General features: G+C 67.8%; 21 protein-coding genes. 2 read left to right on the top strand and 19 right to left on the bottom strand.

What is annotated here, in order from left to right:
• Window positions 1-32: 32 nt before the first annotated feature.
• Together AC3A6B_RS06930 and AC3A6B_RS06935 are read right to left on the bottom strand one after the other, a co-directional pair.
• A complete protein-coding gene (locus AC3A6B_RS06930; RefSeq protein ID WP_126837921.1) occupies window positions 33-236 on the bottom strand; it encodes a hypothetical protein in 204 nt (67 codons plus the stop codon).
• 69 nt (window positions 237-305) lie between these two features.
• Window positions 306-1,499, bottom strand: a complete 1,194-nt coding sequence (locus AC3A6B_RS06935) for a PLP-dependent transferase (protein WP_487836012.1) — start codon at window positions 1,497-1,499, stop codon at window positions 306-308.
• A 48-nt stretch (window positions 1,500-1,547) separates the two neighbouring features.
• Between AC3A6B_RS06935 and AC3A6B_RS06940 the strand changes: the two genes are divergently transcribed.
• Entirely contained in the window at window positions 1,548-2,366 is an 819-nt protein-coding gene (locus AC3A6B_RS06940; RefSeq protein ID WP_487836013.1) for a helix-turn-helix domain-containing protein, read from the top strand.
• A gap of 71 nt (window positions 2,367-2,437) precedes the next feature.
• On the top strand, window positions 2,438-2,881 hold the full coding sequence (locus AC3A6B_RS06945; RefSeq protein ID WP_487836014.1) for a VOC family protein: 444 nt from the start codon (window positions 2,438-2,440) through the stop codon (window positions 2,879-2,881).
• Window positions 2,882-2,911: 30 nt separating this feature from the next.
• On the opposite strand, the gene AC3A6B_RS06950 is transcribed toward AC3A6B_RS06945, so the two are convergent.
• From AC3A6B_RS06950 to ndk, 17 genes are all read right to left on the bottom strand, one after another.
• Window positions 2,912-3,436: a phosphoribosyltransferase gene (locus tag AC3A6B_RS06950; RefSeq protein WP_487836015.1), complete on the bottom strand. Its 525-nt coding sequence runs from the start codon at window positions 3,434-3,436 to the stop codon at window positions 2,912-2,914.
• 15 nt (window positions 3,437-3,451) lie between these two features.
• Complete coding sequence (locus AC3A6B_RS06955) at window positions 3,452-4,783, bottom strand: adenylosuccinate synthase (protein ID WP_487836016.1); 1,332 nt, start codon at window positions 4,781-4,783, stop codon at window positions 3,452-3,454.
• 20 nt (window positions 4,784-4,803) lie between these two features.
• Window positions 4,804-5,955: an ATP phosphoribosyltransferase regulatory subunit gene (locus tag AC3A6B_RS06960; protein WP_487836017.1), complete on the bottom strand. Its 1,152-nt coding sequence runs from the start codon at window positions 5,953-5,955 to the stop codon at window positions 4,804-4,806.
• A gap of 44 nt (window positions 5,956-5,999) precedes the next feature.
• Window positions 6,000-6,188: a DUF2065 domain-containing protein gene (locus AC3A6B_RS06965; RefSeq protein ID WP_487836018.1), complete on the bottom strand. Its 189-nt coding sequence runs from the start codon at window positions 6,186-6,188 to the stop codon at window positions 6,000-6,002.
• A gap of 94 nt (window positions 6,189-6,282) precedes the next feature.
• On the bottom strand, window positions 6,283-7,182 hold the full coding sequence (hflC, locus tag AC3A6B_RS06970) for a protease modulator HflC (RefSeq protein WP_487836019.1): 900 nt from the start codon (window positions 7,180-7,182) through the stop codon (window positions 6,283-6,285).
• A 10-nt stretch (window positions 7,183-7,192) separates the two neighbouring features.
• Window positions 7,193-8,530 carry an FtsH protease activity modulator HflK gene (hflK, locus tag AC3A6B_RS06975; protein ID WP_487836020.1) on the bottom strand — a complete coding sequence of 446 codons (1,338 nt, stop codon included), beginning with the start codon at window positions 8,528-8,530 and terminating at the stop codon, window positions 7,193-7,195.
• Window positions 8,531-8,606: 76 nt separating this feature from the next.
• Window positions 8,607-9,776, bottom strand: a complete 1,170-nt coding sequence (hflX, locus tag AC3A6B_RS06980; protein WP_487836021.1) for a GTPase HflX — start codon at window positions 9,774-9,776, stop codon at window positions 8,607-8,609.
• 54 nt (window positions 9,777-9,830) lie between these two features.
• On the bottom strand, window positions 9,831-10,076 hold the full coding sequence (gene hfq, locus AC3A6B_RS06985) for an RNA chaperone Hfq (protein WP_126837977.1): 246 nt from the start codon (window positions 10,074-10,076) through the stop codon (window positions 9,831-9,833).
• A gap of 181 nt (window positions 10,077-10,257) precedes the next feature.
• A complete protein-coding gene (gene der, locus AC3A6B_RS06990) occupies window positions 10,258-11,604 on the bottom strand; it encodes a ribosome biogenesis GTPase Der (RefSeq protein WP_487836022.1) in 1,347 nt (448 codons plus the stop codon).
• Window positions 11,605-11,622: 18 nt separating this feature from the next.
• Window positions 11,623-12,765 (bottom strand): outer membrane protein assembly factor BamB, encoded by a 1,143-nt coding sequence (bamB, locus tag AC3A6B_RS06995; protein WP_487836023.1) that lies wholly within the window; start codon window positions 12,763-12,765, stop codon window positions 11,623-11,625.
• Window positions 12,762-13,454, bottom strand: coding sequence for a YfgM family protein (locus AC3A6B_RS07000; protein WP_487836024.1), 693 nt, complete (start codon window positions 13,452-13,454; stop codon window positions 12,762-12,764). The genes bamB and AC3A6B_RS07000 overlap by 4 nt, the downstream gene beginning before the upstream one ends.
• Window positions 13,455-13,460: 6 nt before the next feature.
• A complete protein-coding gene (hisS, locus tag AC3A6B_RS07005; protein WP_487836025.1) occupies window positions 13,461-14,771 on the bottom strand; it encodes a histidine--tRNA ligase in 1,311 nt (436 codons plus the stop codon).
• Window positions 14,772-14,783: 12 nt separating this feature from the next.
• Window positions 14,784-16,076, bottom strand: coding sequence for a flavodoxin-dependent (E)-4-hydroxy-3-methylbut-2-enyl-diphosphate synthase (gene ispG, locus AC3A6B_RS07010; RefSeq protein WP_487836026.1), 1,293 nt, complete (start codon window positions 16,074-16,076; stop codon window positions 14,784-14,786).
• Window positions 16,073-17,002, bottom strand: a complete 930-nt coding sequence (locus tag AC3A6B_RS07015; protein WP_487836027.1) for a helix-turn-helix domain-containing protein — start codon at window positions 17,000-17,002, stop codon at window positions 16,073-16,075. Before AC3A6B_RS07015 ends, ispG begins: the two co-directional genes overlap by 4 nt.
• Complete coding sequence (gene pilW / locus AC3A6B_RS07020) at window positions 16,995-17,828, bottom strand: type IV pilus biogenesis/stability protein PilW (RefSeq protein ID WP_487836028.1); 834 nt, start codon at window positions 17,826-17,828, stop codon at window positions 16,995-16,997. Before pilW ends, AC3A6B_RS07015 begins: the two co-directional genes overlap by 8 nt.
• Before the next feature lie 4 nt (window positions 17,829-17,832).
• Window positions 17,833-18,981 carry a dual-specificity RNA methyltransferase RlmN gene (gene rlmN, locus AC3A6B_RS07025; RefSeq protein ID WP_487836029.1) on the bottom strand — a complete coding sequence of 383 codons (1,149 nt, stop codon included), beginning with the start codon at window positions 18,979-18,981 and terminating at the stop codon, window positions 17,833-17,835.
• 19 nt (window positions 18,982-19,000) lie between these two features.
• On the bottom strand, window positions 19,001-19,420 hold the full coding sequence (gene ndk / locus AC3A6B_RS07030; protein WP_487836030.1) for a nucleoside-diphosphate kinase: 420 nt from the start codon (window positions 19,418-19,420) through the stop codon (window positions 19,001-19,003).
• Window positions 19,421-19,473 lie beyond the last annotated feature (53 nt).

Below are 19,473 nucleotides of genomic sequence, written 5' to 3' on the forward strand. Positions count from 1 at the left end.
TTTCGTGGTGCCGTGAATCCGGGTCGAACGGATCAGCCGTTCTTGGTCGGCAGCGTCGGGATGGTGGGCGGATCGTGCTCCAGCGAGGCCACGTCGGTTTCCGGATCGCCCTGGGCCAGGCCTTCGCTGCTCGGGCTGAGCTTGCGGGCGGCCTTTTCCCGCAGCTTGTCTTCCTTCTTCTTCTTCTTGGCCAACTCCTTCTGGCGCTTCTCGTAGCCGTAATTGGGTGTTGCCACTGCTTCTCCTTGAGGCGAGGCAGTCACGATGACTGCGCGTGTCCGACTGTACGCGATAACCGGCGCGGTTCAGAGGGCCGCGAGGGCATGTTCGAGGTCGGCGCGCAGGTCGTCCGCGTCCTCCAGCCCGACCGAAAAGCGCACCAGCGTGCCCTTGTGCGGCCAGCGCGCAACGCTGGCATCGCGCATGAGGCCGATGTCGTAGGGCACGACAAGGCTGATCGGCCCGCCCCAGGAATAACCGAGCCGAAAAAGTTTCAGGCTGTCACAGAAACGATCGACCTGTTCGGCGCTGTAGCGGGCGTCGAACACCACCGAGAACAGGCCGGCCGCGAGGTCGCTGGCGCCGCACAAGCGCAGCCAGTGCGCATGGCCCGGCGAGCCCTCGAGCGCGGGATGCAGCACCTGCGCGATCTCCGCGCGGCCATCGAGCCAGGTCGCGAGTTCGCGCGCGCTGCGGTCGTGCGCCTGGTAGCGCAGCGCGATGCTCGGCAGCGAGCGCAGCAGCGTCTCGACGTCGGCGACGCCGATGCCCAAGCCCATGCGCATGTGGCTCAGCTTGAGCGCGCGGTGCAGCCGCTCGTCGCGCGTGATCACGCTGCCCATCAGCACGTCGCCGCCGCCGCTCGGGTACTTGGTGAGCGCCTGGATCGAGATGTCGACACCCTGCCCGCTGCCGTTGAAATCGAAGGGGGCAAAGGCAAGACCGGCGCCCCAGGTGTTGTCGAGCGCCGTGATCACGCCGCGCGCGCGGCAGGCGCCCACCAGCGCCGGCAGGTCCGGGAATTCCATGGTGACCGAACCCGCGGCCTCGACCCAGACCAGCCTGGTGCGATCCGACAGCTTGGCCGCGAGGTCGGCCGGATTCATCGCGTCGTACAGCTTGTGGGTGATGCCGAAATTGGCCAGTTCGCCGCTGCACAGCGCCTTGTTGGGGCCGTAGGCGTTGTCGGGGATCAGCACCTCGTCGCCGGTCTTCAGGAAGGCGAAGGCGACCAGCGCGATGGCGGCCAGCCCGCTGGGCGCGAGCAGGCATTCGGTGCCGCCTTCCAGCGTGGCCAGCCGCTCCTCGAGCGTGAAGGTGGTGGGCGTGCCGTGCAGGCCGTAGGTGTAGCCGGCCTTGGTCTTCCAGTCGCGCGCGCGCATCGCCGCGACGTCGGCGAAGAATACGGTCGAGGCCTTGAACACGCCGGGCTGCGGCGCGGCGAATTTCGCGGGCGGGGTGTAGGGATGGTGGATCAGGTCGGTGATGGGCTTTCGCATGCCGTCATGCTAGTCGACTCGATACGCCACTGATCCGACAATGGGGCCATGCTGCTGATGCGCGCTCCCGGCCCCCTGCTTCGGCGCTGCGTCCGATCGATGTGGGCGATGGAGCCTGCCGCCGCCGCGTCGAATACGCCGCTGCGCGAACATGTACTGCCGACCGGCGACATGCACCTGGTGTTCCGGCTTTCCGGCCCGCCGCTGCGCTTGTTCGCCGGCATCGCGGACGCTGCGGGCCATGCGGTGGGCTACGCGATCGTGGGCGGCGCACGCTCGACCTTCTATGCGCGCGACGTGTCCGTCCCCACCCGCTCGGTGGGCGCGCAGCTACGCCCCGGCGCCGCACGCGCGCTGTTCGGCCTGCCCGCTCATGAACTGGCCGAGCGCCACACGCCGCTGGATGCGCTCTGGGGCGCTGCTGCCGTGCAGGAGGCGCTGGAACGCATCCATGCGGCCGGCACCCTCGCAACGCAGCTCGCCGTGTTCGAGGCCTTGCTGACCGAGCGCCTGCGGGTCCGCCCCCAGGCCCTGCACCCTGCCATCGCACAGGCCCTGGCCCGGCTCGGCGGCGGCGCGCCCATCGGCGAACTGGTGGCGGCCAGCGGCTACAGCCACCGGCGCTTCATCGCGCTGTTCCGGGATGCTGCGGGCCTCGCGCCCAAGCGCCTGGAACGGGTGCTGCGCTTCCAGCGCGCGATGGCGGCATGGACCGGCACGGACGCCCTGCCCTGGATCGACCTCGCCCTGCAGGCCGGCTACAGCGACCAGCCCCATTTCAACCGCGACTTCCTGGAGCTCGCCGGCATGACGCCGCAGGCCTACGCCCGAGCCTCGCCCGCTTCGCCGAATCACGTGCGCGCCTGAGGTCAATTTCTTTCAAGACGGGGAGCGTGCGGCGTGCGCAGAATCGCGACCAGACCCCACAGGAGACTCCGATGGCCACTCACGAACTGTTTGCCTACCTCTGCGTCAACGACACCGCGGCGGCGATCGCCTACTACAGCGAGGTGTTCGGCGCGCGCGAGAAGTTCAGGCTGACCGAACCCAGCGGCCGCATCGGCCATGCCGAGCTCGACTTCGACGGCGCGACGCTGATGCTCAGCGACGAGTTTCCGGAATACGGCATCCTCGGCGCCAAGTCGATCGGCGCCACCGCCGTCACCATCCATCTGCACGTGGACGACGCGGATGCAGTGATCGAGCGCGCACTGAAGGCCGGTGCCACGCTCGAGATCCCGATACAGGACCAGTTCTACGGCGAGCGCTCCGGCTCGTTCCGCGACCCCTTCGGGCATCGCTGGAATGTCGGCCACAGCATCGAGGAGGTATCGACCGACGAGATGCAGCGGCGCTACACCGCGATGATGAAACCGGATTGAGGCGGCCGCCGCCGGGGGGCCGTCGTCTTTTCAGACGGACCACTTCTCCAGCAGCTTCTCGGCACCCATGGAGTCGTAGCCTTCGAAAGGCTGGTGAATCCAGGGGTTGGTCGGCAGGTATTCGACCGAGTAGTCCGGCGTGAAGGTCGACAAGGCCTTGGTCCAGATCACAGCGCTGCGCAGCTCGGTGATCGGCGGGTACTTGGTCCTGAGCATGTCCACCACCGCATGCAGCGTGTGGCCCGAATCCGCGAGATCGTCGACCAGCAGCACCTTGCCCGCGATCTCGCCCTTGGGCGTGGTGATGTAGCGCGCGATGTCCAGGTGGCCCTGGATCGTGCCGGCATCGGCGCGGTAGGAGCTGGTGGACATGATGGCCAGCGGCTTGTCGAAGATGCGCGAGAGCACGTCGCCCGGCCGCATGCCGCCGCGCGCCAGGCACAGGATGGTGTCGAACTCCCAGCCCGACTGGTGCACCTTGATCGCGAGCTTCTCGATCAGGTTGTGGTACTCGTCATAGCTCACGTAGAGGTGTTTGCCGTCTTCGGTCAACATGGAAAATGGGCTCCGTCAGTCTGCAAGGTAGGGGTGGCGCATCATGATCGTGTGGTCGCGATCGGGGCTGGTCGACACCATGTGGATCGGCACGCCCGTGACCTGTTCGATGCGCTGCAGGTAGAGCCTCGCATTGATCGGCAGCTTGTCGTACTGGGTGATGCCCACCGTGCTCTCGCTCCATCCCTCGAGCTTCTCGTAGACCGGCGTGCAGCGCTCGATCTCGTCGGCGCCCATCGGCAGGATGTCGGTGTATTCGCCGTCGAGCTGGTAGCCGGTGCACAGCTGCAGCTCCTCGAGGCCGTCGAGCACGTCGAGCTTGGTGATGCACAGGCCGGAGAGGCCGTTGACCTGCGCCGAGCGCTTGAGCAGCGCCGCGTCGAACCAGCCGCAGCGGCGGCTGCGGCCCGTGGTCACGCCCTTCTCTGCGCCGACCGTGCTCAGGTGATAGCCGACGGTGCCCGGCGTCGCCCAGTCGAGCTCGGTCGGGAAAGGCCCGCCGCCGACGCGCGTGCAGTAGGCCTTGGTGATGCCCAGCACGTAGTGCAGCATGCCGGGGCCGACGCCTGAGCCGGCGGCCGCATTGCCGGCCACGCAGTTGCTGGAGGTCACATAGGGATAGGTGCCGTGGTCCACGTCGAGCAGCGTGCCCTGCGCGCCTTCGAACAGCAGGTTGGCGCCGGCACGGTGCGCGTCGTTGAGCTCGCGCGAGACGTCGGCCATCATGGGCTTGAGCAACTCGGCGTGGCGCATCGCCTCGTCGTAGACGGCGTCGAACTCGATCGCCGGCGCGCTCAGCACCTGCGTCAGCACGTGGTTGTGCAGGTCGAGCAGCACGCGCAGCTTGGCGGCGAAGCGCTCGGGGTGCTTCAGATCCTGCACTCGCAGTGCGCGGCGCGCGATCTTGTCTTCGTAGGCCGGACCGATGCCGCGGCCGGTGGTGCCGATCTTCTCGACCCCGCCCTTTTCGCGATAGGTCTCGCGCGCGATATCGAGCGCCGCATGGAAAGGCAGGATCAGCGGGCAGGCCTCGCTGATGCGCAGGCGCGAGCGCACCTCGACGCCGGCCTTCTCCAGCCCTTCGATCTCCTCGAACAGCTTGGCCGCCGAGAGCACCACGCCGTTGCCGATGTAGCACTTGACGCCGGGACGCATGATGCCGCTCGGGATCAGGTGCAGCGCGGTCTTGACGCCGTTGATGACCAGCGTGTGGCCTGCATTGTGGCCGCCCTGGAAGCGCACGACGCCTTGCGCGCTCTCGGTCAGCCAGTCGACCAGTTTGCCCTTGCCCTCATCGCCCCATTGGGTGCCGACGACGACCACGTTTCGTCCGGTGGTAACGCTCATGATGTTCCGATTAAGAAGATTCAGATGGCTTGCACGGTCCACCGACCATTGCGCTCGACGAGCTCGCGGTCGCAGTGGAATTCGTCGATTTCGCTTTCGTGGCCGGGGAGCACGCAGACCACGGTCTCGCCCCGGCTGCGCAACTCGGCGATGGTCTTGCCGAGCCCCGCGCCATCGCTCCAGGGCGCGCGGATGGCGGCCCGCAGCGGCCGCGCCGGCAGCACGCCGACCAGTTCGCGCACGTCGAGACTGAAGCCGACCGCCGGGCGGTTGCGGCCGAACACGGCGCCGACCTCGTCGTAGCGGCCGCCGCGCACCAGCGCGTCGCTGGCGCCGTCGGTGTAGATGCCGAAGCGCATGCCGCTGTAGTAGGCGTAGCCGCGCAGGTCGGCCAGGTCGAAGCTGACGCGGGCGCCGTCGAGCCGGCTCGCCAGCTGCTTCAGGCCCGACAGTGCGGCGCGCACGCCGGCCGTGGCAGGCAGGACCCGGCCTGCTTCATCGAGCACCGATGCGTCGCCGTACAGGCGCACGAGCGCGAGCAGGCCTTCGCGCGAGGCTGCGGGAAAATCGGCCGTGAGCTCGCGCAGGGTGCTCGTGTCCTTGGCCGCCAGCGCCGCATGCACGCGCGCGATGGCGGCGGCATCGACCGGCACGCCGGCGAACAGCGCGCGCACGATGCGTGCGTCTGCCAGGTCGACGATGACGGGGCCCTGCACGCCGGCCGCATGCAGGCTGTCGAGCGCGAGAAGCAGGACTTCGGTATCGGCTTCGAGCCCCGCGTGGCCGTAGATCTCGGCGCCGAACTGGAGCGGCTCGCGCGTCGCATGCGGGCGGTCGGGCCGGGTGTGGACCACCGGGCCGCAGTAGCACAGCCGCGCCACGCCGCGGCGGTTGAGCAAGTGGGCATCGATGCGAGCGACCTGCGGCGTGGTGTCGGCGCGCAGGCCCATGGTGCGCCCGGACAGCTGGTCGACCAGCTTGAAGGTCTGCAGGTCGAGCGCCTCGCCGGTGCCCGAAAGAAGGGATTCCAGGTGCTCGAGCAGAGGCGGCATCACCAGCTCGTAGCCATAGCCACGGGCGGTATCGAGCAGCTGGCGTCGAAGTTCTTCGATGTGGCGCGCCTCGGAAGGCAGCACATCGGCAATGTGATCCGGGAGGACCCAGGCGGACATGGGGATCGGGGGCGTGGTTAAACCGGGATTCTACCGGCCCCGGATCAGTCCAGAATCCAGAGCAGGAACACACCCAGCAGGATGCTGCACAGGCCGAAGAAGCGCAGCTGCCCGTCGCGCAGCCGCAGGAGCTGGCTGAAGCCGCGCCGCCAGCTGCCCGGCGAAAAGAAGGGCAGGAGGCCTTCGATCACCAGCACGAGGGCCAGCGCGCTCCAGAAAGTCTCGGCGCTCACGCCCAGGTCGCCGCCTGGCCGCCCCAAGGCGGCCGAGCCTCCCCCTCGGGGGGCGGCGAAGCACAAGAAGTGGCAAGCCGGGGGGCAGTCACAGTTATCGACGAGGAGGAGTAGCCGCGGCGCCCGACCCCTGCATCGCGCGGAAGAAATCCGACGAAGGGTCCAACACCATCACGTCGCTCTTCTTGTTGAAGCTCTGCTTGTAGGCATCGAGGCTGCGATAGAACTGTGCGAACTGGGGATCGCGGCCGAAGGCGCCGGCGTAAGCAGATGCTGCGCTGGCGTCGCCCTCGCCCTTGATCTTCTGCGCGTCGCGGTAGGCGTTGGCGACGATCACCTCGCGCTGGCGGTCGGCATCGGCACGGATCTTTTCGCCTTCGGCGAAGCCAGTCGAGCGCAACTCGTTGGCCACGCGCTTGCGCTCGGCCTCCATGCGGCGGTAGACCGACTCGGTGATCGCCTCGACGTAGTCGACCCGCGTGATCCGCACGTCGATGATGTCCACGCCCCAGGGCTTGGTGCCCTTCACCACGGCCAGCACTTCGCGCTGGACGTCGGCCATCAGGGCCTCGCGGCGTACCGAGATCAGGTCGCGCACGGTCCGCTTGTTGACGTTTTCCTGGAAGGCGTTGCGCACCACGCGGTTGAGCTGCATGGCACCGGCGTTCTCGTCCAGGCCGACGTTGCGGATGTACTCCGAGGGGTTGGTGATGCGCCAGCGCACATACCAGTCAACCACCACGCGCTGCTTCTCTGCCGTGAGCATGGGCTCGGGGTCGAGGCTGGACAGCGTGAGCAGGCGCTTGTCGATGTACGACACGTTCTGGAACGGCGGCGGCAGCTTGAAGTTCAGGCCCGGCTCGGTGATCACTTCCTTGATCTGGCCCAAGGCGTAGACGATGCCGAACTGGCGCTGGTCGACCACGAAGAGCGTGGAACTCAGGAGCGCGAGCACCACGAGGATCGACGATGCGATGAATCCGATTCTGTTCATGGGTGTTTCCTCAGCGCACGTCGCGGTCACGCGAGCGGCCGTCGCGCGCACGCGCGTCGCCGGATGAAGGTGGCACGACCGGAATCACGGACGACTGCGGCGGCGCGGTGCCGGCGACATTGGGACTGGCGCCGTCGACCGGGGTGCCGGCGGCGCCCTGCCCGCTCATCTGCACCAGCTTGTCGAGCGGCAGGTACAGCAGGTTCGAACCCTGCTTGGAGTCGACCAGCACTTTGGTCGTGCTGGCATAGATCTGCTGCATGGCGTCGGTGTACATGCGGTCGCGCGTGACCTGCGGCGCCTTCTGGTATTCGGTCAGCACCGAGGCGAAGCGCTGTGCATCGCCCTGTGCCTGCGCGACGATCCGCGCCTTGTAGGCCTCGGACTCTTCCTTCAGGCGCGAAGCGGTACCGGTGGCACGCGGCACCACGTCGTTGGCATAGGCCTGCGCTTCGTTCTTGGTGCGTTCGCGCTCCTGCCCGGCCTTGAGCACGTCGTCGAAGGAGGCCTGCACCTGTTCGGGCGGGCGCACGCCGCCCTGCTGCAGGTTGATGCCGACGACCTCGACACCGACCTTGTAGCGGTCCAGGATGGTCTGCATCAGGGCGCGCACGCGCGGCGCGATCTGGTCGCGCTCTTCGGCCAGGGCCGCGTCCATCTTCATCTTGCCCACCACTTCGCGCACCGCCGTCTCGGCGACCTGCACCACGGTGTCGGCAGGGGTCTTGCTCTCGTAGAGATAGGCGCGCGCGTCGCTCAGGCGGTACTGCACGGCGAACTTGATCTCGACGATGTTCTCGTCTTCGGTCAGCATGGCCGATTCGCGGAGGCCGGTGGAACGCACGATGGTGTCGCGCCCGACGTCGGTGGAGCGGATCTGGGTCACGACCACGAGCTCGTGGCGCTGGATCGGGTAAGGCAGCCGCCAGTTGAAGCCGGCGCCCACGGTTGCCTTGTAGCGGCCGAACTGCGTGATCACGGCCTGCTGGCCTTCGTTGACGATGAAGAAGCCGGTGCCCAGCCAGATCAGCACGGCCACCGCGGCGACCAGGCCCAGGCCCACGCCTGCGTTCTTCATGTCGGGCTTGAGGCCGCCGCCGTTGCCGCCGTTCGGGCGTCCGCCGTTGCCATTGCCGCGGCCGCCGAACAGGCCGCCGAGCTTGCGATTGAAGTCGCGCCAGAGTTCGTCGAGATCCGGCGGGCCCTGGTTCGGGCCTTGGCCGCGCGGTCGATTGTTGTTGCCGGGCGGAGGCGTCGGCTCGTCGTCGGGGCGGTTCGCATTCGGACGGTCGCCGTTCGAGGAGGGCTCATCACCCCGGCCCCATCGTCCGTCGTTCAGGTTGAACATGCCCTGAAATCGTCTCCACACTGGCTTTGCATTCATTCGGTTCTGTTCTCTCGTCAGTGAGGGGGGATTGTGCCAATCAGTTGGCGGCATCGTGCAATTCGGCGTCGTACTCTGGGGTCATGGCCTCGGCCATCGATTGCGACCGCTGTGCGAGCTCGGCCCGCAGCGCCGGAACGCCTTCGCCGGTGTGGGCGCTCAGGAAGACGCGAGGGACCTGCACACCGTCGATGTCGAACTCGTCGCGCAGATGCAGGGGATGTTGCGTACTTTCAAGTGCATCGAGCTTGTTGAACACCAGGAGCTGCGGCACGGTGTCGGCGCCGATCTCCTTCAGCACCGCCTGCACCTCGGCCATCTGCTCGGGATGGTGGGGGTTGGAAGCGTCCACCACGTGCAGCAGCAGGTCGGCATCGACCGCCTCCTGCAGGGTGGCCTTGAAGGCATCGATCAGGCCGTGCGGCAGCTCGCGAATGAAACCCACGGTGTCGGAGATGGACACCTTGCGGCGAGCATCGCCCAGGTACAGGTGCCGCGTGGTGGTATCCAGCGTCGCGAACAGCTGGTCGGCCGCATAGGCACGCGCCTTCACCAGCGCATTGAACAGCGAGGACTTGCCGGCGTTGGTGTAGCCGACCAGCGAGATGTTGAAGGTGTCGCGCCGCTCGCGCTGGCGGCGCTGGGTGCCGCGCTGGCGCTGCACCTTGGCGAGCCGTTCGCGCGTGCGCTTGATGGCCTCGCCGATCATCCGGCGGTCGAGTTCGATCTGCGTTTCGCCCGGACCGCCGCGCGTGCCGATGCCGCCGCGCTGGCGCTCCAGGTGGGACCAGCGCCGCACCAGCCGAGTGCTCAGGTACTGCAGCCGGGCGAGCTCGACCTGCAGCTTGCCCTCGTGCGAGCGGGCGCGCTGGGCGAAGATCTCCAGGATCAGGAAGGTGCGGTCGTACACCGCCACTCCGAGCTGGCGCTCGAGGTTGCGTTGCTGTGCAGGGCTCAGCGCCTGGTCAAAGACCACTTCGCTGGCGCGATGCAGATCGGCCAGTTCGCGAATCTCGTCGGCCTTGCCGCTGCCGACGAACAGCGCCGCATCCGGCGCCTTGCGTTTGCCCACCAGGCGCGCGACCGGCTCGAGGCCGGCGGTCTGCGCGAGCAGACCGAGTTCCTCGAGTTCGCCGTCGAAATGGGGCAACCCGAAATCGACACCGACGAGTACGACGGCGCCCTCTTTCCGGGAAATCAGTTCAGACAAGCGGAATCAAATTGGAAGAAAGCACGGCGGGCGCACCGCCGCGCTCCATGCCGTTCAGGCGGCAGCTTCGTCGCTCTCGGCAGCCGAGAAGTTGACGGCCCGACCCGGCACGATGGTGGAGATGGCGTGCTTGTAAACCATCTGGGTCACCGTATTGCGAAGCAACACGACGTATTGGTCGAACGACTCGATCTGACCTTGCAGCTTGATGCCGTTGACCAGATAAATCGAAACCGGCACGTGCTCGCGACGCAAGGTGTTCAGGAAGGGGTCTTGTAGGAGTTGCCCTTTATTGCTCACGATATTCTCCGTGTTCAAGAGTAGTTGTTGGACCAGTCACCTTAACACAGCACTTCCGCACCGCAGCACGAAACCCGAATGGCCTTCGAAAAATAACGGCACTTAAAAGCCGGAACTTCGGGCGTCGGCACTGCTCAACGGCGCTCAATGGAGGCCAAGCGCCCCATCCGGAGCACGGGCTTCAGCCCTCCTTGTCGGCGTACGGATTGTGCGAGGTCTTCAGCTCGATGCGCAAGGGCGTGCCGACCAGGTCGAACTCCTTGCGGAAGCGCCCCTCGAGGAAACGCTTGTAGGCGTCGGTGACGTGCTCCAGCGAATTGCCGTGGATGACGATCACCGGCGGGTTCATGCCCCCCTGGTGGGCGTAACGCAGCTTGGGCCGGAACATGCCGGACTTCTTGGGTGCCTGGAACTGCACCGCCTCCAGCAGCAGCCGCGTGAGCACCGGGGTCGACATCTTGCGCGTGGCCGACTTGTGGGCTTGGGCAATGGCCTGCCAGACCGGCCCCAGCCCCTGGCGCTTGATGGCCGAAATGAAGTGCAGCGCAGCGAACTTGAGAAAGGGCAGCCGGGTTTCAATCTGGCGCTGGATCTGTTCGCGCTGGTAGCTGTCGACCGCGTCCCACTTGTTGATCGCGATCACCACCGCGCGCCCGCTTTCGAGGATGTAGCCCGCGATGTGGGCGTCCTGGTCGGTCACGCCCTGCGTGGCGTCGAGGAGCAGCAGGACCACGTTGGCCGATTCGATCGCCTGCAGGGTCTTGACCACCGAGAACTTCTCGATCGCCTCGAACACCTTGCCCTTGCGGCGCAGTCCTGCCGTGTCGATCAGTTCGAAACGCTGGCCGTTGCGCTCGAAGGGCACGGCGATCGCGTCGCGCGTGGTGCCGGGCAGGTCGAAGGCGACCAGGCGCTCCTCGCCGAGCCAGGTGTTGATCAGCGTCGACTTGCCGACGTTGGGGCGGCCGGCGACCGCAAGCTTGATCGGTTTGTTGTTGGCCTCTTCCTCGTCTGCCTCATCCTCGGGATCGGGCAAGCTGAGCGGTTCGAGCGCGAGTTCGACCAGGCTGCGGATGCCCTGCCCGTGCGCCGCCGAGATGCCGTGCACCTCGCCGAAGCCCAGTTCGTAGAAGTCGACCAGCCTGGTGCCGTCCTGCATGCCCTCGGCCTTGTTGGCCACCAGCACGCAGGGCTTGCCGAGCCGGCGCAGTTCGTTGGCGATGTCGTGGTCCTGCGCCGAAAGGCCCTCGCGCGCATCGACCACGAAGATCACCACGTCGGCCTCGGCCACGGCCTGGCGCGTCTGCTTGGCCATCTCCTTGAAGATGCCGCTGCCCGCGTCGGGCTCGAAGCCGCCGGTGTCGATCACGATGAACTCGTGCCTGCCCTGGCGGCCGTTGCCGTAGTGGCGGTCGCGCGTAAGTCCGGCGAAGTCGGCGACGATGGCGTCGCGCGTCTGGGTGAGGCGGTTGAACAGCGTCGACTTGCCGACGTTGGGACGCCCGACCAGCGCAATGACCGGTTTCATGGTCGGGCTCTCGATCGATTATTCAGGCCGATAGCCGAACACGCCGCCATTGCGGGTGACGACCACGACCGTGTTGCCGGCAAGCACCGGCGTCGCGGCGATGGCCGACCCGTCGGGGGTGAGCCGGTTCAGCGGCGCGCCGTCTTCGCGCGAGATCACGTGCACGAGACCGGTGCTGTCGCCGATGATCAGCGAGCGGCCGACCGCGAGCGGTGCGGTCAGGGTGCGGTACTTGAAGCGCTCGGACTGCCAGGCGCGCTCGCCGTCGGCGCGGCGCCAGGCCACCACATTGCCGTTTTCCTCGGTGCCGTAGATGAAGCGGTCGTCGCCGCTCACGCCGTCTGCGCCCGTGGCGGGCTTGCTCCACAGCAGCGCGCCGCGCGAGGTGTCCACGCAGCCGACGCTCGCGTAGTAGGCGCGCGCGCAGACGGTGTCGCCGTCGCGGCTCACGCTGCCGGTCAGGTCGACCAGGCGCTCGACGTCGTTGGTGCCGCGCGGCGCAGCGATCGGCGACTCCCAGCGCGACGTGCCGTTGACCGGATTGATGCCGACCAGCCGGCCGCCCACGCCGGTCACCAGGGTATCGCCCACGGCGATCAGCACGCCGGGTCTCTTCAGCACCAGGTTTTCGGCGGTGCGCTGCTGCGCCCAGAGGCGGCGGCCGCTCTGGCCGTCCCAGGCGCTGGTGCTGCGGTCGGCAGCCTGCACGAAGACGCGGCGGCCGGCCACCAGCGGCGCGGTGTACGACTGGGCCGTGAGCCGCTGCTTCCACAGCACCTTGCCGCTTTGCATGGCGACCAGGTCGTTGTTGACGGTGACGACCGCGACCAGCGATCCGTCGCTGCCCACGCCGGCCACCAGCGGCGCGCCGGCACTGGCGCGCCACGATTCCTGGCCCGAACGCGAATCGATCATGACCACCGTGCCGTCGGTGGCGGCGACCGCCACCATGTCGCCGCTCACGTTGGTCGCCAGCGGGAAGCTCACCGCCGGCATGCGCACGCTCCAGGCCTGCCGAATGCCCAGCAGCGCCGGGTTGGCCGGCAGCTCGGCGGGCTTGGGCTTGGGCGTGCCCGAGCAGGCCGCGAGCGCGCCGACCACGGCCGCGGCGGCAGCGGCGCGCAGGATGAATGCAGGAGTCACGAAGCGCTTGAAATTCATGGTGTGGTCTTGGCGGGGGTGGCGCCGGCAGCGGCCGGTGCCAGGCTCTTCGGGTCGACGCCGACGGCGTTGAGCTTGATTTCGACCAGGCGGCGGTAATCGGTGCCGGGGCCGAACGCGGTCCAGGCCTTCTGGTACTCGGCCTTGGCCTCGTCGCGCTTGCCCTGGGCCAGGTGGATGTCGCCCTTGCGGTCGGCCACCAGCGCTTCGAACTCCTTGGGCACGTTGCCCGAGAGTTGCTTGAGCGCCTCGTCGTAGGATTTGGCTTCGAGCAGTTCGGCGGCCAGGCGCAGCTTGGCGACGGCCTGGTAGCCCGGATCGACCGCATGCTCGGCCACCCATGCGAGCGCCGCGCGCGAGGCATCGGCGTTGCCCTTCTCGTTCAAGGTCTTGGCCGCCAGCAGGCCAGCCTGCTGGGCGTAGGCGGTTCCGGCGAACTTCTCCTTCATGTCGGCCAGCGCGCGCTCGATGCGGGCCACGTCGCCCGCCTGTGCGCTGCGTTCGATCTCGTCGTAGAGCACCGAGGCGCGCGCCGCCTTGTCGCGCTGGAAATACTGCCAGCCGTTCCACGCCATGAAGGCGCCGGCGACCAGCAGCACGCCCCAGGTGATCAGCGTGCCGTAGGTGTTCCAGAAATGCCTGAGCTGGTCGAGCTGTTCCTGTTCTTCGAGGTCGAGATGGGTTGCCATGCGCTGTCAGTTGTTGGGAGCCGGGGATTGTAGGGTGGCGGCCCAGGCGGGCAGATCGGCCAGCGGGCGGGCGGCCTGCGCCCCGCTGCCGTCGCGCAGCGCCTTGACCGTGAGCTCGCCGCGCGCGAGTTCGTCGGCGCCGAAGATCAGCGCATAGGTGGCGCCGCTCGCGTCGGCCTTCTTGAACTGCGACTTGAAGCTGCCGAGGCCGTCGGCGGTGGCCGCATGCATCTGCACGCGCACGCCGGCATCGCGCAGCTGCCGCAGCGTGCGCAGCGCGACCGGCATCGCCGCCGCATCCGGCACCACCGCATAGGCATCGGGCGTCGAAGCGGGAACCGCAGTCCCCTGCTCCTTCAGCAGCTCGAGCACACGCTCCACGCCGATGGCCCAGCCCACCGCCGGCGCGGGCTTGCCGCCGAGCTGCTCGAACAGGCCGTCATAGCGCCCGCCGGCGCACACCGTACCCTGCGAGCCGAGCCGGTCGGTCACGAATTCGAAGACGCTGAGGTTGTAATAGTCGAGGCCGCGCACCAGGCGCGGGTTGATGGTGTAGGCGATGTCGTTGGCGTCGAGAATGGCCTTCAGCCCCTCGAAGTGCGCCAGCGACTCGGGCCCGAGAAAGTCGATCAGCTTCGGCGCCGACTCCACCACCGCCTTCATCGCCGGATTCTTGGTGTCGAGGATACGCAGCGGATTGCTGTGCAGGCGGCGCTTCGCGTCCTCGTCGAGCTTGTCGGCATGCTGCCCGAAGTGCGCGATCAGCTGGGCGCGGTGCTGGGCACGCTCGGCCGGCTGGCCCAGGCTGTTGATTTCCAGGCGCACATCGGTCAGGCCGATGGCCTTCCACAGCCCGCTGGCCAGCAGGATCAGCTCGGCATCGACGTCCGGCCCGGCGAAACCCAGCGCCTCGACGTCGATCTGGTGGAACTGGCGGAAGCGGCCGCGCTGCGGCTTCTCGCGTCGGAACATCGGGCCGATGGCCCACAGGCGCTTGCCGCCGTCGTAGAGCATGTTGTGCTCGATCGCGGCGCGCACGATGCCGGCAGTGTTCTCGGGGCGCAGCGTCAGGTGGTCGTTGTCGCCGTACTTGTCCGAGCGGTCGTGGAAGGAATACATCTCCTTCTCGACGATGTCCGTCACCTCGCCGATGCCGCGAACGAACAACGCCGTATGTTCGAGGATCGGCGTGCGTACGTTGCGGTAGGCATAGCGCGCCATCAGCTCGCGCACGGTGGCCTCGAGCCACTCCCAGCGCGCCGATTCGGGCGGCAATGTGTCGTTCATGCCTTTGACGGCATTCAGTTTGTCAGCCATTGTTCTTGGGGTTCAGGCGACTTCGGTGGCGTGGCCGCCGAAACGCTTCTCGATGTAGTTTTCGACCAGTTGATGGAACTCGGCGGCGATGTTCTCGCCGCGCAGCGTGAGCGCCTTCTCGCCGTCGATGAAAACCGGCGCCGCGGGCGCTTCGCCGGTGCCGGGCAGGCTGATGCCGATGTCGGCGTGCTTGCTCTCGCCCGGGCCGTTGACGATGCAGCCCATCACGGCCACCTTCATCGTCTCGACGCCCGGGTACCTGGTGCGCCAGACCGGCATCTGCATGCGCAGGTAGTCGTCGATCTGCTTGGCGAGTTCCTGGAACGTGGTGCTGGTCGTGCGCCCGCAGCCCGGGCAGGCGGTGACGCTGGGCACGAACACCCGCAGGCCCAGCGCTTGCAGGATCTCGTTGGCGATCAGCACTTCCTGCGTGCGCGATTCGCCCGGCTGCGGCGTGAGCGAGACGCGGATCGTGTCGCCGATGCCTTCCTGCAGCAGGATCGACAGCGCCGTTGCCGACGCCACCGTGCCCTTGGTGCCCATGCCGGCTTCGGTCAGGCCCAGGTGCAGCGCGTAATCGCAGCGCTTGGCGAGTTCGCGGTAGACCGAAACCAGGTCCTGCACGCCGCTGACCTTGCAGCTCAGGATGATCTGGCTCCCGTTCATGCCCATCGACTCGGCGAGCTTCGCGGAATCGATGGCCGAAGTCACCAAGGCCTCGTACATCACCTGCTTCGAGTCCCACGGCTCGGGACGCCGGCTGTTGATGTCCATCAGATCGGACAGCAGTTCCTGGTCGAGGCTGCCCCAGTTGACGCCGATGCGCACCGGCTTGTTCCAGCGCATGGCCGCATCGATCATCTGGCCGAACTGGCGGTCGTGCTTGTCGCCCTTGCCGACGTTGCCGGGGTTGATGCGGTACTTGCTCAGCGCCTCGGCGCAGGCCGGATAGTCGGTGAGCAGGCGGTGGCCGTTGTAGTGGAAGTCGCCGATCAGCGGCACGTCGACACCCATGCGGTCGAGCTGCTCGCGGATGTAGGGCACCTGCGCCGCCGCTTCGGGCGTGTTGACGGTGATGCGCACCATCTCCGAGCCGGCCAGCGCCAGTTCCTTGACCTGGATCGCGGTGCCGATCGCGTCGACGGTGTCGGTATTGGTCATCGACTGCACGCGCACCGGGGCATCGCCGCCCACCGTGACGGTGCGCGGTCCCCAGACCACGCTGGCCTGCCGCGAACGGCGCGGCCGCGGCGCGGCGGATTCGATCGGCAGGCAGTTCAGCGGGCTCGATGTGTCGTCGTTCATGGCTTGACCTCGAAACGCGCCACGCCGCCCGAGCGCGTCAGGGGCGCCAGGTCGAACGGCTTGCCGCGCACCTGCACGTCGATGCCCGAGGCGCGGCCGACCACCACCGACAGCGGCGGCACCCCCGTCAACCCGACGGTCTCGCCGGCCTGCACCGTGCGCCGCAGCAAGGACTTTCCGTTCGCTTCGTTCACCGTGACCCACGAATCCTCGCGCGCAACGAAGACGATCAGATTGGCTCCGGGAGCAGCCGCGGGCGCCGCGGCCGCCGCCGGCGGGATCGCTGCCGAGGGAGCGGGCGCGACCGGCGCGGTCGCAGCGGCGACCGGTGCCGCCGGCGGAACCGACTCGACGACCGTCCCGCTCGCGCTCGGCGCGGCAGCCGCCGGCGGCTCCGCCGACGCGTCGGCGCTGCTGCCTGCGGCCGTCAGGCGCGAGATCGACTCGCCGATCCGGTCGAAGACCGACTGCGGCAGCCAGAACAGCACCGCCGCGCCGATCAGCAGCATGAGAACCACGATCAGCAGCGCGCGAGACGGCTGCCCGTTCGGGCCGCCGACGCCGCCTGAGCGCGGTGCGGCCGAGCGCAGGCTCTTGCTGATGGTGCGGTCGGCCTCCGCCAGGCCCGCCGGCTGCGCGCCGGGCAGCTTGGCCAGCACGGGCGCAGGATCGATGCGCAGCGCCCGGCACACGCTCGCGGCCAGGGCACGCGCGAACACCGGATCGGGCAAGGCGTCGATGTCGTCGGCCTCCAGCGCGGCCAGCTTCTGCGTCGACACCTTGAGCGCCGCCGCCACCATGTCGATGTGCAGGCCGTGGGCCTCGCGCGCCTCGCGCAGCATGTCGCCGGCCGTCATGAAGGTGCTGTCGCCGGTCACCAGCGGGACCGCGGCCGAGGCCCCGAACTCGCTCGCCTTCTCAATCATTGAAATTCCCGCGCTCGTACGCCATCGCCTCCCGCGACTGGGGGAAGCGCCGCTGCAACTGGCCCGCGAGCTGCGCGATCGCTTCACGGTTGTTGAGCCGGCGTTCGATCTTGATGCCGAGCCAGAGCGTCTCGGCATTGGCCGACGGACTGTTGTTGACGCGGCGAATATAGAACTGCGCGCGCGACCAGTCCTCGCGCTGCGCCAGCAGCGAGGCCAGGTTGAAGCCGACCACCGGGTTGGCGGCATCGATCTCGTAGGCCTGCGTCAGGCTGCGCTCCGCCTCGGCGCGTTGTCCGGCCCGCAGCTGGCACACGCCCTGCGTCATGAGCGTCTTGGCGCGGTCGGCGTAGGTGGGGATGGCCAGCGCCGCCGAGAACTGCTGCTGCGCGTCGCCGAACCGGTTCTGCTGGCACAGCAGCCACCCGTAGTTGTGCAATGTGTTCGGCTCGCGCGGGTTCAGCGCGATCGCGCGGCGGAAGCTGTCTTCGGCCTGGGGCGCGTCGTCGAGACGCATGTAAACCAGGCCGCGCAGGTTGTAGGCGTCGGCGAAGGTCGGATCGTTGGCCAGGGCCTGCTTGATCTCGTCCAGGGCCACCGTGGTCTGCCCCTGCTCGAAGTAGCCGATCGCCAGTTCGACGCGCAGCCGGGCGCGCTTGCGGGCGTTGGTTTCGTCCGAGTCCGTGATGATGGGGGCGGCATTGCTGCTGCCCGCGCCCGGCGCGGAGGGGTCCTTGGTGGCGCAGCCGGCGAGCAGGAACGCGGCCGCAAGGCCGAAGAGCGCTTGCATCACTCGCTGGTGCACGATCGGAAAGGCCTGGCTCATCGGTTCATGGCTCCTGGGCAGTGGTTGTGGGGGCCTTCTTGCGGGCCGGGTGCAGCACGACGGTGCGCCGCTGCGCCATGCGCTCGGCCGCATGGGTCCGGTCCTTCACGTCGCCTGCCAGCTGGCCGCAGGCCGCGTCGATGTCGTCGCCGCGCGTCTTGCGCACGGTGGTCACGATGCCGGCCTCGCTCAGCACCTTGGCGAAGGCCAGCACGCGCGGCTGCGGCGAACGCAGCAGGCCGGACGCCGGGAAAGGATTGAAAGGAATCAGGTTGAACTTGCAGGAGATGCCCTGCGAGCGCACCAGATCGACCAGCTGGCGCGCGTGCTCGGGCTGGTCGTTCACGCCGTCGAGCATGCAGTACTCGAAGGTGATGAAGTCGCGCGGCGCGTGCGCGAGGTAGCGCTGGCAGGCCTCGATCAGTTCGGCGATCGGGTACTTGCGATTGAGCGGCACCAAGTCGTCGCGCAGCGCATCGTTGGGCGCATGCAGCGACACCGCGAGCGCCACCGGGCAGTCGGCGCCGAGGCGATCGATCATCGGCACCACGCCCGAGGTCGACACCGTCACGCGGCGGCGCGACAGGCCATAGGCGTTGTCGTCGAGCATGGTGCGCAGGGCCGGCACCAGCGCCGCATAGTTCTGCAGCGGCTCGCCCATGCCCATCATCACGACGTTCGAGATCACGCGCTCGTCGCGCTTCTGGTGCTTGCGCAGAAAGTGCTCGGCGAACCATAGTTGCGCCGTGATCTCGCCGGTCGTGAGATTGCGACTGAACCCCTGGTGCCCAGTCGAGCAGAAACGGCAACCGACGGCGCAGCCAGCCTGCGAAGAGACGCACAGCGTGCCGCGGTCGTCCTCGGGAATGAACACCGCCTCGACTGCGTTGCCGTCGCCGACGTCGAACAGCCACTTGATGGTGCCGTCGGCCGACTCGTGCTGCGTGATCATCGGCAGCGCCTCGACGCGCGCGCTGACCGCGAGCTTCTCGCGCAACGACTTGGCGAGGTCGGTCATGTGCGCGAAGTCGCTCGCGCCGCGCTGATGAATCCAGCGGAACAGCTGGGTGGCGCGGAAGCGCTTCTCGCCGAGCCTTTCGCAGAACGCAGCCAGCCCCTCGAGATCGAAGTCGAGCAGGTTGGCCGTGGTCATTGCGTGGGAAGGCTCCGCCTCAGCGTGCCTTGAGCTCGGGGAAGAAGAAGGCGATCTCGACCTTCGCGGTGTCGACGGCGTCGGAGCCGTGCACGGCGTTGGCGTCGATGCTGTCGGCGAAGTCCGCGCGGATGGTGCCGGGGGCTGCCTTCTTGGGATCGGTGGCGCCCATCAGGTCGCGGTTCTTGATGATGGCGTCCTCGCCCTCCAGCGCCTGCACGAACACGGGGCCGGAGATCATGAACTCGACCAGATCCTTGAAGAAGGGACGCTCCTTGTGCACGGCGTAGAACTGCTCGGCGTCGGCGCGCGACAGATGCACCAGCTTGGCAGCCACGATCTTGAGGCCCGCGGCCTCGAAGCGGGAGACGATCTTGCCGATGACGTTCTTCGCCACGGCGTCGGGCTTGATGATGGAGAGGGTGCGTTCGATGGCCATTGAGTTGCTTTCCTGAGAGCTTGGATTTCGATGAGTTCCGTCAAGCCGCAGCG

Source organism: Variovorax sp. Soil_C_33, assembly GCF_057656935.1.